This window comes from Kribbella antibiotica, assembly GCF_004349055.1.
GTDB lineage: Bacteria > Actinomycetota > Actinomycetes > Propionibacteriales > Kribbellaceae > Kribbella > Kribbella antibiotica.
The window spans coordinates 1-12,191 of record NZ_SMKX01000075.1 but is presented as its reverse complement, the minus strand read 5'-3'; the positions used below and the strand labels follow the sequence as shown (position 1 = coordinate 12,191).

General features: G+C 66.9%; 14 protein-coding genes. 7 read left to right on the top strand and 7 right to left on the bottom strand.

The genetic code is table 11. The features are described 5' to 3' along the window. Positions 1-124: 124 nt before the first annotated feature. Complete coding sequence (gene sigJ / locus E1263_RS23820; protein ID WP_132171024.1) at positions 125-988, top strand: RNA polymerase sigma factor SigJ; 864 nt, start codon at positions 125-127, stop codon at positions 986-988. Here the strand turns inward: sigJ and E1263_RS23815 are convergent. Beyond that, the gene (locus E1263_RS23815; protein WP_165956733.1) at positions 972-1,685 is read right to left on the bottom strand and encodes an aminoglycoside phosphotransferase family protein; all 714 of its coding nucleotides are present in this window, start codon (positions 1,683-1,685) and stop codon (positions 972-974) included. The genes sigJ and E1263_RS23815 overlap by 17 nt on opposite strands. Next, a complete protein-coding gene (locus E1263_RS23810; protein ID WP_132171020.1) occupies positions 1,682-2,212 on the bottom strand; it encodes a class I SAM-dependent methyltransferase in 531 nt (176 codons plus the stop codon). The genes E1263_RS23815 and E1263_RS23810 overlap by 4 nt, the downstream gene beginning before the upstream one ends. A 101-nt stretch (positions 2,213-2,313) precedes the next feature. On the opposite strand from E1263_RS23810, the gene E1263_RS23805 reads away from it, so the two are divergent. Continuing rightward, positions 2,314-3,591, top strand: a complete 1,278-nt coding sequence (locus tag E1263_RS23805) for an FAD-binding oxidoreductase (protein WP_132171018.1) — start codon at positions 2,314-2,316, stop codon at positions 3,589-3,591. Positions 3,592-3,666: 75 nt separating this feature from the next. Here the strand turns inward: E1263_RS23805 and E1263_RS23800 are convergent, their stop codons facing one another. Then, positions 3,667-4,617, bottom strand: coding sequence for a VldE C-terminal domain-containing protein (locus E1263_RS23800; protein ID WP_238161470.1), 951 nt, complete (start codon positions 4,615-4,617; stop codon positions 3,667-3,669). Between the two features lie 206 nt (positions 4,618-4,823). Between E1263_RS23800 and E1263_RS23795 the strand changes: the two genes are divergently transcribed. After that, positions 4,824-5,600 (top strand): enoyl-CoA hydratase/isomerase family protein, encoded by a 777-nt coding sequence (locus E1263_RS23795; RefSeq protein ID WP_132171016.1) that lies wholly within the window; start codon positions 4,824-4,826, stop codon positions 5,598-5,600. Here the strand turns inward: E1263_RS23795 and E1263_RS42830 are convergent. Continuing rightward, positions 5,597-5,752 carry a DUF6131 family protein gene (locus tag E1263_RS42830; protein ID WP_165956732.1) on the bottom strand — a complete coding sequence of 52 codons (156 nt, stop codon included), beginning with the start codon at positions 5,750-5,752 and terminating at the stop codon, positions 5,597-5,599. The genes E1263_RS23795 and E1263_RS42830 overlap by 4 nt on opposite strands. A 161-nt stretch (positions 5,753-5,913) precedes the next feature. Here E1263_RS42830 and E1263_RS23790 point away from each other — a divergent pair, with 161 nt between their 5' ends. Genes E1263_RS23790 through E1263_RS23780 form a run of 3 tightly spaced genes read left to right on the top strand, consistent with a single transcriptional unit; the run spans position 5,914 to position 8,211 of the window. Beyond that, positions 5,914-6,264: a YciI family protein gene (locus tag E1263_RS23790; protein ID WP_238161473.1), complete on the top strand. Its 351-nt coding sequence runs from the start codon at positions 5,914-5,916 to the stop codon at positions 6,262-6,264. Continuing rightward, positions 6,261-7,493, top strand: a complete 1,233-nt coding sequence (locus E1263_RS23785; protein WP_132171012.1) for an RNA polymerase sigma factor — start codon at positions 6,261-6,263, stop codon at positions 7,491-7,493. Before E1263_RS23790 ends, E1263_RS23785 begins: the two co-directional genes overlap by 4 nt. A 37-nt stretch (positions 7,494-7,530) precedes the next feature. Next, on the top strand, positions 7,531-8,211 hold the full coding sequence (locus E1263_RS23780) for a hypothetical protein (protein WP_132171010.1): 681 nt from the start codon (positions 7,531-7,533) through the stop codon (positions 8,209-8,211). Here the strand turns inward: E1263_RS23780 and E1263_RS23775 are convergent. From E1263_RS23775 to E1263_RS23765, 3 genes are all read right to left on the bottom strand, one after another. Then, positions 8,208-8,759, bottom strand: coding sequence for a DUF4240 domain-containing protein (locus E1263_RS23775; RefSeq protein ID WP_132171008.1), 552 nt, complete (start codon positions 8,757-8,759; stop codon positions 8,208-8,210). The two genes, E1263_RS23780 and E1263_RS23775, sit on opposite strands and share 4 nt — an antisense overlap. Before the next feature lie 45 nt (positions 8,760-8,804). Beyond that, on the bottom strand, positions 8,805-10,259 hold the full coding sequence (locus E1263_RS23770) for a hypothetical protein (protein ID WP_202869023.1): 1,455 nt from the start codon (positions 10,257-10,259) through the stop codon (positions 8,805-8,807). A gap of 123 nt (positions 10,260-10,382) precedes the next feature. Beyond that, a complete protein-coding gene (locus E1263_RS23765) occupies positions 10,383-11,180 on the bottom strand; it encodes an alpha/beta fold hydrolase (RefSeq protein WP_132171006.1) in 798 nt (265 codons plus the stop codon). Positions 11,181-11,260: 80 nt separating this feature from the next. On the opposite strand from E1263_RS23765, the gene E1263_RS23760 reads away from it, so the two are divergent. Beyond that, positions 11,261-11,893 (top strand): TetR/AcrR family transcriptional regulator, encoded by a 633-nt coding sequence (locus E1263_RS23760; RefSeq protein ID WP_202869022.1) that lies wholly within the window; start codon positions 11,261-11,263, stop codon positions 11,891-11,893. The last annotated feature ends 298 nt before the right edge of the window (positions 11,894-12,191 follow it).

Genomic DNA, 12,191 nt, shown 5'->3' with positions numbered 1-12,191 from the left:
GTCTAGTCGACGGCCCACCACATACCCGCGTGCAGGAACATGCCTGCAATCCTACCGTGTCACATCCTGGCGATCCGATTCGTCAGGAGAGTGATTGGTCGGACAACTAGAGGGAGAACTAGCGGTGGACGAGCTGGCGCGGAGCTTCGAGGAGCAGCGCGATCACCTGCGTGGGGTGGCGTACCGGATGCTCGGTTCGCGCGCTGAGGCCGAGGACGCCGTACAGGAGGTTTGGCTGCGGCTGAGCCGGTCTGACGTGAGTGAGGTGGCCAATCTGGCCGGCTGGCTGACCACTGTGGTGTCGCGGGTCTGTCTGGACATGCTGCGGAGCCGCAAGTCGCGGCGGGAGGATGCGCTCGACACCTTCGTCCCGGACCCGGTCTCGCTGAAGGCGGATACCCCAGAGGACGTCGCGCTCCAGGCTGATGCGGTCGGGCTCGCACTGCTCGTCGTACTGGAGACTCTGGCGCCTGCGGAGCGGCTGGCGTTCGTGCTGCACGACATGTTCGGGCTGAGCTTCGACGAGGTTGCGGAGATCGTTGGGAAGTCGCCTGCGGCCGCGCGGCAGTTGGCGAGTCGCGCTCGGCGGCGAGTGCAGGGCGCACCGGCGAACGACGCTGAGCCCAGTCGCCAACGCCAGATCGTTGACGCGTTCATGGCGGCGTCGCGGGGCGGCGACTTCGAAGGACTCCTCGTGCTGCTCGACCCGGACGTCGTACTGCGCGCCGATGCAGGCACCGAATCGACCGGCGCGGCCGCGTCGAAGGTCCTCCGTGGCGCCCTGGCCGTCGTCGAGTCGGCCCTCACGTTCAGCCGCTTCGCCCCCTACACCGAGCGCGCTCTCATCAATGGGCTGCCCGGCATCGTCACCGTCATCAACGGCCGCATCCAGTCCGTCATGGCCTTCACCGTCACCAACGACAAGATCACCGAGCTGAACATCCTCGCCGATCCCGACCGCCTGGCTGAGCTCACAATTGAGCGATAAGCCTCAGTAGGCGCTCTGCCTGTGCCTCGGCGGTCCCCGGCGGGTTGACGTTCGCGCTGGGTCCGCCGGGGCCGATCAGCCCCAGCCAGAACGCGGCCCAGAGCGTGCGAGCGGTCTGGAGGCGGACCGGGTCGGCTGGCCAGCGGTCGAGTAATGGGGACCAATCCGTACGGCGACCGGCCAGGTGCTCGAGCAGATTCGCGAGCTCCATGGCTCGGTCGCCCAGCCCGGCGTCCTCGAAATCGACGATCCGCATCGTCGTTCCGTCCCAGAGATAGTTGGCGAGATTGGGGTCGCCGTGCGCCACGACCGGGTCCTGGACCGTCAGCAGGCTGGACCAGTCGAGGTCGGCCGCACTCTCGGCCGCTCGACCAATCACGTCGTCGCGTTCTCGCAGTGGGACAAGCGCCTTGAGCGTTCGCCCGATGAGGGCAGGGATGTCCATCGGGAGAAGCGCAGCGGGTTTGACGGACCACAAACTGTCCAACACATCGCCGAGGGCCTCGACCTGCTCAGGCGTCGCGGGGTCAGCGAGCGGCCCGCCTGGGATCACGGACATCGTCACCCACAGCGCCCCGCGGGACAGCGGCGCCGGCACCAGATCCGGTACGGCGGCGGCAAGCAGCGTGAGCGCGGCCCACTCGCGATCCGGTTCGCCGCGAGGTGCGGACGTGAACCGCTTCGTGAATGTCGTCACGAGCTGTGGACAGACACGGCGTAGTCGCCGTTCTGGAACGGCGCTCGGTCCCAGGTGGCGAAGCGTTCGACCAGGGTCAATCCGGCTTGCGCGCAATGGTCGTCGTACTCGGCGACCGAGTAGCCGCGGCCGAGGCTGAAGCCGGCGATCAGGATGCTGCCGACGTGCTTGGCGACGCCGGCGACCAGCCGGTCTTGGGTGCCGGGCTCGGTGAACAGCGGCACATTGCCCGCCATCACGACCACGTCGAACACCCGCCCAAGGTCGAGTTCGGCCAGGTCAGAGCGCACCCAGGTGATAGCGGGCGCGAGCTCCCGGGCGTGCGCGAGCATCGACGAATCCCGGTCCGCGCCCACGACCTCGATGCCGTGCTTGGCCAGTTCGATGGCCACCCGCCCGGTGCCACACCCTGCGTCCAGAACGCTGGAAGGCGCGAAGGCGCGCACGAAGGCGGCCTCGCCGTGCACGTCCGCCCCGGACTCGGCGAGCGCATCGAATCTCCGCTGATAGTCAGCCCCATCCCACATGCCGTCAGCCTACGCAGCAAAAACTTCGACGCGGGTGTCAATCTGGGCGGTTCTCCTTCGACGTGTTGGTGAGAGCAGCAAACGGCGAAGAGGAGCAAGAGATGTCGACTCAGGTTATGGCGGCGACGGGACGAGACCTGGTGGCCGGGCTGCTCGGGGCGGGGTTCAACGGCGAGATCCGGTTGCCGGGCGAGGCCGAGTACGACGTCCAGCGGCGCGCGATCGTCCCTTCGGTCGACTCGCGGCCCGCGGTGGTGGCCGAGGCGTTCAGCCGGAGTGACGTGCAGGCGGTCGTCCGCACCGCGCGCGAGTACGGCGTACCGATGGCTGTGCAGGCGACCGGGCACGGGACGAAACTGCCGGCTGATGGCGGGATCCTGCTGAAGACCACCCCGATGACTGCCGTGTTCGTGGATCCGGAGCGACGGATCGCGAAGGTGGCACCAGGTGCGCGATGGGGTGCGGTGCTTGATGCGGCGCGGCAGTTCGGGCTGGCGCCGCTGTCGGGGTCGTCGCGGGATGTGGGCGTCACTGGCTACACGCTCGGTGGTGGCGTCGGTTGGCTCGCGCGGAAGTACGGGTTCGCGGCCGACAGCGTGATCCGAGCCGAGGTCGTGACCGCGGATGGCCGGGTCGTGACGGCGAGTGCTGAGCAGCACCCCGATCTGTTCTGGGCGATCCGCGGTGGCACCGGCAACTTCGGCGTCGTCACCTCACTCGAGTTCCGCCTGTACCCGGTCCGCGAGGTGCACGCCGGCATCGTCTACTACGGCATTGACCGCGCCGCCGCGGTCCTGCGCCGCTACCGCGACTGGACCGCCACGATCCCGAACGAGCTCAGCACCGCCGTCGTTCTCACCCGCATCCCCGGCACCGAACAGCGCGCAATCGCCATCAAGATCCTGTACGCCGGAAGTCGCGAACTGGCCGAGCACCTGCTCAAGCCGCTCTTCGCGGTCGCCGGTCCCAGGCTCGCGGGTGAGCTGACCACGATCGAGTACGCCGATGCGGCGATGGGCGGGACCCCGGCCCGGCACCTGGATTTCCTGGACGAGCTCACCGACGAGGTGATCGACGTGGTCACGAACCTTGAGGGTGAACCGACCGTTGAGCTGCGGCACTGGAGTGGCGCGATGGCTCACCCCGGCCCGGGTGCAGGTCCGGTCGGGCATCGGCAAGCACAGTTCTCGCTGATCATCGACCGCGAACTACCGGCCGCGCTGCTGCCGGACTCGGGGCGCACGTTCGTGAACTTCCTCGGCGACCACGGTCGCGCCGAGACGTCGTACGGGCCGGCTGATCTGGACCGGCTGCGCGCGGTCAAGCGCGCCTACGACCCGACCAACTTCTTTCACCTGAACGCCAACATCAAGCCCTGAAAGCTCGGAAGGTACTGAAACACACAGAAGCCCGGTCCTTAGGAGGGGAGGACCGGGCTGCTGCGAGGAGGTATTTCAGACCGTGCCGGAGTTGCCGTACACGCTGACGTGCACGTGGTCGTAGTGGTTGGCCGTGGCGCCGCCACGGTCCTCCATCCCGCGCCAGCCTTCGCTGCCGCGCTGGACCGTCCAGATGTGCTGCTCCCAGATCAGTTCGCTGATCCCGAGCTTCTTGTAGTTGGCCTTCAGATAGTCCGCGACCTCTTGGCCGACGGAACCGCTGACCATGATGTCGAGCGCGCGCCCGGACGAGTGCTCCGAACCGCTGTCCCCCGACCGCAGACCGCCGTACGACGAGATGCTCGGGAAGAGGTTGCAGATCGCGCGGTGGACGCGGATGACGTCCTGCGTGACACCGGACTCGACCGACGAACCGGACTTGCAGGCAGCCTGGGATACGCCGCCCGCGGGCTTCTCGACCGGCTTGGTGACCGACAGGTACTGCGCCTTGACCCAGCGGGACTTGCCGTTGCTGACGATCTCGGCCCAGATGCCGTCGATCTTGCCGGTGACGGAGACCTTGGAACCGCTCTTCAGGACGTCCAGCAGGACGCCGGTCAGCGGGACCGTCCACACGTTCACGTCAGTGGTGGTGAACTTCGAGCCGACGATCTTCGGCGGGGTGGCGCTGGCCGCGGCGCGAGTCTTGGTCGAGCTCGGCTTCGGGATCGGCGCCTGCTTCTTCAGGTGCTTCGGCGTCGGTGCCGCGGAGGGCTTGACCGAGTTCAGGTTCAACGGGGGGCGCAGAGCGTCCCGGCTGGTGGCCGCATCGCGCGCTAGCTGCAGGGACGAGCTGGCGAGCGGGGTGTCCACCGTGAAGTCGTGCTGACCGGGGAGCGCTGCGGCCGAACCGCCGGCCACCAGGGCCACGGCTGCTCCGGGAATCGCTACCTTCACGAGGCCGGGGCCGATCAGCTTTGGGCGCGGTTGTTTGTGCCGCGCCTGTCTATGCCGTCCTGCAGTCATTTCTGTTGAACCCAATCTGCCGAGACCAAAACGTTATCGACCGGAGGAGTCAAGCACAGATCCGCCGAAGGTTCGCAATCGACCGGCGTTTTTAACGCATTGCGAACATGTCGACGCCGCATTGAGCGTGATCTGACCGCTATGCGGATGTAATCGATCTGAGATCAAACGCTTGGCTCGGAGATCGGGGGTGTGAGACTGCGGGTATGGATGACCTCGGGTTTCAGATCCAGAGTGGTGTGGTCGCCCGGCTCGTGATCGATCGGGTAGAGAAGCGCAACGCGCTGACGCGGGCGATGTGGGAGGCGCTACCCGGTCTGCTGGCGGAGCTGGCCGCTAGCGACGAGGTGAAAGTGCTGGTGGTCACTGGGGCCGGACCGAGCTTCTCGGCCGGTGCGGACATCAGTGAGCTGATCTCCGGCACCGATCCAGCTGATCCGATGGCTGAGCTACGCGCATCCAACCTGCGGGCTCAGACTGCGCTACGAGAGTTCCCCAAGCCGACCATCGCGATGGTCCGCGGGCACTGCATTGGCGGTGGACTCGAGATCGCAGTCAACTGCGACTTCCGGTTCGCTGCGCACGGTTCGACGTACGGCGTGACTCCGGCACGGATCGGGGTCGTGTATCCGCCGGCTTCGGTGCAGGTGCTGCTCGATCTCGTCGGTCCGGCGACTACGAAGTACCTGCTGTTCAGTGGTGAGCTCTTGACCGCAGAGCGGGCCGAGCTCAAGGGACTGGTCGACCGGGTCGTCGGGGAGCTCGACCTTGAGTCAGAGGTGGATGAGTTCGCCGCCACGCTGGTGTCCCGGTCGCAGCTGACCATCCGGTCCGCCAAGGAGACAGTGAATGCACTGCTCACAAAAGCGTCTCCTGATACCGCAGCACTGTCGCGGTACCAGGAGACGATTGCCAGTGGAGAGCTAGCGGAGGGGATCGCGGCCTTCAGGGAGCGGCGATCACCCCACTTCCCCTGGTGTTAGAACCAGTGTCGGCGTCCCCCGACGGCACGACCGGTGGATCCAAGCAGGAACAGCACTGCGCCGACAACCAGCAGCACAATGCCGATCGTCCAGAGGATCGAGATCTTCAGCAAGAACCCGAGCAGCAGCAAAATCAGTCCGAGGATAAGCATTAAGCCTCCTTACAGGGGGGCCGCCAGGCGGATGAACGGCGGCCGGACCTCTAGTGCCCACTCTGCCGATCGGCAATCTCCAACGGTCGTTTGTCGAGGACGCTGGCGCGGCTCCGACGTACCGGGCATCTGATGACTGGAGGATGGTGGCTGTGAAGTACATGCTGATGATCTACAGCAGCCGGGAGAGCTGGGCCGGGCTGTCGACGGAGCAACGCGACGGAATCGGCCGTGCGCATGCTGAGCTGTACCAGGAGCTCAGTGAGCAAGGGCTTCTGGTGAGTGCTGGTGGACTGGCGGATCCGATCACCAGTAAGACGGTGACGGTTCGGGCCGGGGCCACACTGACGACCGACGGACCGTACGCCGAGGCCAAGGAGCATCTGGCTGGGTACTACGTGGTCGAGTGCTCTCTCGACCAGGCGATCGGCTACGCGGCTCGGATGCCAGACGCGGAGTACGTCGCGGTGGAGGTGCGGCCGGTGATGGGTCTGTCCGGGCTGGAGATGTGAAGGACTTCGACCTGCTGCTGCGGGAGCAGACGCCACAGGTGCTGAGTGCTCTCGTCCGGCACTACGGTCACTTCGATCTGGCCGAGGAGGCTGTGCAGGAGGCTCTTCTGGCTGCAGCACAGCAGTGGCCGGCGGAGGGCGTGCCGGACAACCCACGTGCCTGGCTGATCCGCGTGGGGTCGCGTCGGCTGATGGATCTGCTGCGCAGCGAGTCAGCCCGGCGACGCCGTGAGGAGAATGCCGCACAGCTCGCCGCACCGGAAGAGTTCGTTGCTGCAGGCCCCGAAATCGACGATCTGGGTGAGCAGGACGACACCCTGACGTTGCTGTTCCTGTGCTGCCACCCTGCGCTGTCCCCGGCATCGCAGATCGCGCTGACGCTGCGCGCTGTCGGCGGTCTGACCACAGCACAGATCGCAGCGGCGTTTCTGGTGCCGGAAACGACTATGGCGCAACGCATCAGTCGGGCGAAGCGTGGGATCAAGCAGGCAGGCAGCACGTTCGAGCTGCCGCCAGAGACAGAGCGGTCCGAGCGCATGAGCGCCGTACTGCATGTTCTGTACCTCATCTTCAACGAGGGCTACACAGCTTCATCCGGTACGGCGTTGCATAGCGCGGAGCTGACGGGTGAGGCGATCCGGCTGGCTCGTGGTGTGCGGAAGCTGCTGCCGGATGACGGTGAGGTGGCTGGGCTACTGGCGCTGATGCTGCTCACCGACGCGCGACGGGCAGCTCGCTCGACCGCTGATGGCGCACTGGTCCCGCTGGCTGAGCAGGACCGGTCACTGTGGAATCAGGACGCGATTGTCGAGGGTGAAGCGCTCGTCTCCGACGCACTCGCCCGCACCCGACTCGGCCCGTACCAGGTGCAGGCCGCGATCGCTGCGGTCCACGACACCGCGCAACGGGCCGAGGACACGGACTGGCGACAGATCGTCGCCCTGTACGACGTACTGGAGCAACTGGTCGACAACCCGATGGTGAAGCTCAACCACGCAGTCGCTGTCGGTATGGCGGTCGGCCCGACGGAAGGCCTCGCCGTACTGGAGCCGTTGGAGTCAGACGGCCGCCTGACCGAGCACCACCGGTTGGAGGCGGTCCGCGCGCACCTGCTCGAGATGGCCGGTGATGCGGTCGCTGCGAGGGAGAGCTACCTGCTAGCAGCCCGCCGTACGACGAGTGTGCCGGAGCGTGAGTACCTGCAGTCGAAGGCAGACCGGCTGACCTGAGGTCGCGGTGGGCCCCCAGGTGTGATCAAGTTGGAGTGTGGACCTGACGAGGGCGTCACTCCTGAGGGAGATGCTGACCGGGACCGAGCTGGGTACGCAGACTCGGGACTTCGGCCACTCGCTGCGGCGCTACACGACTCGCAACCGCGGTCTGATGCTCTTCGGTCCGGTCGACGAAGAGCCGTGGCACCTGACCGCCCACCTGGACGACGAACTGCACCGGGCCGGCGTGGAGAGCATCCGCCCGTCCCTGATCCGCTGGGCGCCGCCGCCAGACGCACCGCCGCACCTGGCCATCGGGCTGGACCGCTTGCGCGACGCAGGTCGTGGCGAGTCCCTGCTGGTGGTAGCGGAGGAGGACCCGGCTGACACCCTGCTCGAGCGCATCAGCGACGTACGGCGTCGTGGCACGACCATCTTCAGCATCGGCAACGGTGACAAGGAGCTGATGTCCCTCAGCCACGAGGTGCTCACCCCGGAGCTGCTGGTGCCAGACGGCTTCGGCTGGACCAGTCGTCCGGTCAGCTACGAGCATGAGGAACCAGAGTTCGCGCCGCAGCCCGCTGCGACCGACCTGGACGCCTCGCCGTACGGAGAGGGCTTTGAGATGGCGCAGCACCTCGTCACCCTGGCCGCAGCCGATGAGGACGCCGGCCAACCAGCCTGGCGCCGACGCCTCCGCACCGCCATCGAACGCCTCGGCGGCGAGCCCGCCTAGCCTTCTAGATAGAGAGCCGACAGCCGCGGCAGCTGGTCGTGGAGGTCGTCCTCGTCGTCGAAGTCGATCTCCTTGCCCACCGGCAGATCCGGAGTGTCCGGCACCTCAGCCTCAACAGCCTTCCAGTACGCCGCCTCGTCGCCAGTCACGTTCTTGTACGCGTGACTGCCGACATGCAGCATGCCTTCGCCGTCGAACCCCTCGAACCCGTCCGGCCGGTCCTCGTCGACCACATCGGCCAGCGAGTCCGCACCAACCAGCGCGGCCTCCCAGACCTCCCGCCCCTGCGCGATCAGCCAGCCCCGGAACGAGTCGAACCCGTCCTCCGAAGCCCCCGAGTTGATCAGGTACGCCGCCGCCCACAGGTCCCACCGGTACGACTCGACCATCAGCGTCGCGAGCTCAACCCCGAACCCCGCGATCTCCTCAGCCGCCAGCCCGCCCAGCTCCCGCGTCAACGCGTCCGCAACCCCATCCGGATCCGCGACGGTGTCGTCCACCGTTTCGCGCGCACCCTCCACGACTTTCCAGAACCCGTCCCTGTCCACCCCCAAAGCGTCTCAAACCCCGGGCCTGTTGGGGAGGGGTGAATTTCAAACAGGAGCACTGGTTTCGGATGGGGTGTCCGGTGTCCACGGCTCCGCCGCCTGCGGCTCGTCCGGCTCGCGCTGGTCACCCGAGCCGACAGGCTCCGGAACAGGCGGGGCAGATTCCGCCGACTCGGCGCCGTCCTGCGACGACAGTGCCGTCGATGTCAGCGATACTCGCTCGCCCGGCTGGTCAGGGGTCTCCCGCAGGCGTGGCGGCGCCGCCGTCCAGGCCCGGAGGTCCTGGACGATGTCGCCGTAGAACGTGTTGATGGCAGCCTCGACCGAGTCGATGAATGAGCCTCGGCCTCGCCCGCGCTTGGAACCCAACGGAAGTGACAGGGCGACCCGGAACGATCGCAACTCCTTCTTCGGGTCCTCGATCAGCAAGGCCGGCTGTTCGCGCACGCTCCGCAACAGTTCTGCCGTACCGGCGCCGCGTGCGTGCATGACGAACGCCTCGATACGCGTGGTGTCCGGTGCGTGGCGTAACTGGCGTAGTAGCCAGTTGACGCGAGTCGTGGCTCGCCCGTCGCGTGGTGCCGCAATGTCGACGTGGCAGGTGACCAGCCCCGCCCGGAGGTCAGCAGTCACTGCAACGGGTCCGATGGCGTTGGGGATATTGATCGCGCCGTGCAGGGTTCCGCTCGCACACATCGATTGCACCAGGGTCTGCGAACGCAGAGCCGGCTCGGCGAGTTCCTTCCGGCTCAACGCCGGAGTGACGTCGTCACCCAGTTTCCGGCCCAGTTGGAGGCTCACATAGCGGAGCAACGCATCGAACCGTGCCGCCACTTCCGGTGCGCATTTGTCGCCCACACGAAGCGTGCCGGCGGCGACAGCCTCCCTGGTCGTCACCCAGGACGAACCCATGTCATCGAATTGCAGAGCGCCCGATCGCGGATGCTCCAGGTAGCGGATGAGCTCGCCCAGAATCCAGGCCTGGTCGGGGTCGGCGACGCCGCGGTGCTCCTTCTGCAACACGGCCTCGGCCAGCACCATCGACCATGACCAGTGGTGCAGCGCTACGCGTTTCAGCTTGCGCTTGTCGACCTTGGTCGGATGCAGGCCGGCGATCGCGGGGATCTCGTTGGACACTGTGACTACGGCATCGAACTCCTGCTCCCGGGCGATATCGAGATACGCCTCCAGTTGCTCGGTGGTGAGCTCGTTGACGCCGGTCTTCACCTCGACGAGCGCTGTCCACTCCTTCTGTCCGCGGCGAGCCCGGAGCAGCCCATCCGGGTAGAGGCGGCGCTCACCGAGCTGGAACGGCACCTCGATATAGGTCTCCAGCTGTCCGGCCGGTGCACCCAGTGGCTGCGTCAGTACCCGGCCGAACTCGCGAACCGAGGACATCACCGCGAGCAGCGCCGACGTCGCCCGTCGTTCTTGCTCGTCAGCTCCGTTGATCCCCGAGGTCGGTATCAGGCGTGCCTGATGCCAGCTTTCTTCCGCCATCGTCATCCCCCATGGGCATTGCCCGGCAGACCCCCCACGGGCCCGCACCACCGTGTCGCCCGTTGAGCTCGGCACCCTACGCCGATCGTCACGCTAAGTGAAGACCCAGATCTCGCTCGTCGCTTATCCAGCGAATTCGCGGATGGCGGCGGCGAGGACCTCGATGCTGGTGGAGTGGTCGGCGCCGGGGACGACCTTGAGGGTTGCGGTGGGGAGGTGGGCCGCCATGGCCTCGGCGCCGGAGACGAGGGCGGGCCAGGTCTGGTCGCCGTGCATGACGAGGACTGGTACGGCGATGCTGGCCCAGCGGTCGGTGGGGAGAGGGTTGCCGGACATCGTGGTGCCCATGATGCGGCCGTCGTACGAGATGGTGTGGGCGACGTCCACGACCGGCTGGAAGTACGGCGACTGGCGCATGCCGGCGACTGCCTCGGGCGGCATGCCGATGGCGGCGGTGAAGAAGAACTCGGCGGCTAGGTCGGGGTTGCCGGCGGCGATGTGGGCCTCGAGCTGCTCGACGTAGTCGGCGGGCAGGGGTGGGCGGCTGTCGTCGACGACGACCGGGGGTTCGAAGGTGATGACCTTGGTGATGGGGAGACCAGCGGCGGCGGCGTCCAGAGCGAGCAGCGAGCCGGAAGACCCGCCCAGCACGATCGCGGGTGCGCCGGCGTCCTCGATCAGGGCGGCGATGTCCTCGATCTCGCGCTGCACGTCGTACGGCGTGGTGTCGCCGCTCTCGCCGCGGCCGCGGCGGTCGTAGACGTAGGTGCGGAACTGGTCGCTCAGCAGCTGGGCGGTCTCGGCGTTCAGCGGGTTCACGGCCCGATGGGCGGTGGCGCCGTCGACCAGGATCAGCGGCTGACCTTCGCCGTACACGTCGTAGCTGATGGTCGTGCCGTCGGCGGATTTCACGATGCTCATGGTGTCTCCTCAGGGGATCGATCGGAACTAGACCGTACAGTACTGCTACGGAAACTAGACTGTCCAGTATGATTTCCGGTATGGAGCTGAATCCCGAAGGCCGAACCGCCACCAAGCGCCGCGCGATCCACGCGGCGGCCACCGAGGTGTTCCTCCAGCACGGCTATCTCGGCGCGAGCATGGACGAGGTCGCGGCCAAGGCCGGCGTCTCCAAACAGACCGTCTACAAGCAGTTCGAGAACAAGGAACGTCTCTTCGCCGAGATCGTCCTCGCCACCAACGACGAGCTCGCGGTCAACCTCGCCACCGCGTACGCCGAAACTCTCGACGGCGCGACCGACGCCCGCGAAGCCCTGCGTGCACTGGCTTTCCGGCTCCTCGAGAGCCTGACCGCCGACCACGTCCTGCAGCTCCGTCGCCTAGTCATCGCCGAGGCCGACCGCTTCCCCGAAGTCTGCGGCGCCTGGTTCACCACCGGCTTCGAGAAATCCCTCGAAACCCTCGGACGGGCCCTCACCACCCTGACCGACCGCGGCCTCCTCCGCGAACTCGACGACCCCACCCTCGTCGCCTACCAGTTCGCCGGCCTCGTCATGTACAAACCCATGAACCGCGCCATGTTCGCCGGCACCCGCGAACGCCCCAAGCCCACCGAACTCGACACCATCGCCACCCGAGCCGTCGACGTCTTCCTAGCCTCGTACGCCGCCTGACGCCAGTCGGCTGGAAAGTCCGGCTTAGTGGAAACAAAAGTGCAGTCAGCGCACAGGAGTTTCCACCGAGCGGGGATTTTGGGGCTGAAGGCGGGAGCCGGTACGGCGTTGAGTACGGGGCGGTCGCCTGGAGGCGCGTGGGCGGTTGGTGGGTGCTCAAGGGCCGCGGAAGGATGCCGCGGGCATTGGCGCCGGGCCTCATTTGATGGGTGGGCCCACCAGCTTGTGGGTGGGCCAGCCGCATGCGGTGGGCTGACCCACAACGGCGTGGGTCAGCCCACCAAATGGGGGCGAGGGG

Bases quoted from the DNA above. Each gene is read 5' to 3' on its own strand.
- E1263_RS23810 (WP_132171020.1), bottom strand. From the start codon at position 2,212: ATGTGGGATGGGGCTGACTATCAGCGGAGATTCGATGCGCTCGCCGAG.
- E1263_RS23760 (WP_202869022.1), top strand. From the start codon at position 11,261: ATGGAGCTGAATCCCGAAGGCCGAACCGCCACCAAGCGCCGCGCGATC.
- E1263_RS23805 (WP_132171018.1), top strand. From the start codon at position 2,314: ATGTCGACTCAGGTTATGGCGGCGACGGGACGAGACCTGGTGGCCGGG.
- E1263_RS23790 (WP_238161473.1), top strand. From the start codon at position 5,914: ATGCTGATGATCTACAGCAGCCGGGAGAGCTGGGCCGGGCTGTCGACG.
- E1263_RS23765 (WP_132171006.1), bottom strand. From the start codon at position 11,180: ATGAGCATCGTGAAATCCGCCGACGGCACGACCATCAGCTACGACGTG.
- E1263_RS23770 (WP_202869023.1), bottom strand. From the start codon at position 10,259: ATGGCGGAAGAAAGCTGGCATCAGGCACGCCTGATACCGACCTCGGGG.
- E1263_RS23800 (WP_238161470.1), bottom strand. From the start codon at position 4,617: ATGACTGCAGGACGGCATAGACAGGCGCGGCACAAACAACCGCGCCCA.
- E1263_RS42830 (WP_165956732.1), bottom strand. From the start codon at position 5,752: ATGCTTATCCTCGGACTGATTTTGCTGCTGCTCGGGTTCTTGCTGAAG.
- E1263_RS23795 (WP_132171016.1), top strand. From the start codon at position 4,824: ATGGATGACCTCGGGTTTCAGATCCAGAGTGGTGTGGTCGCCCGGCTC.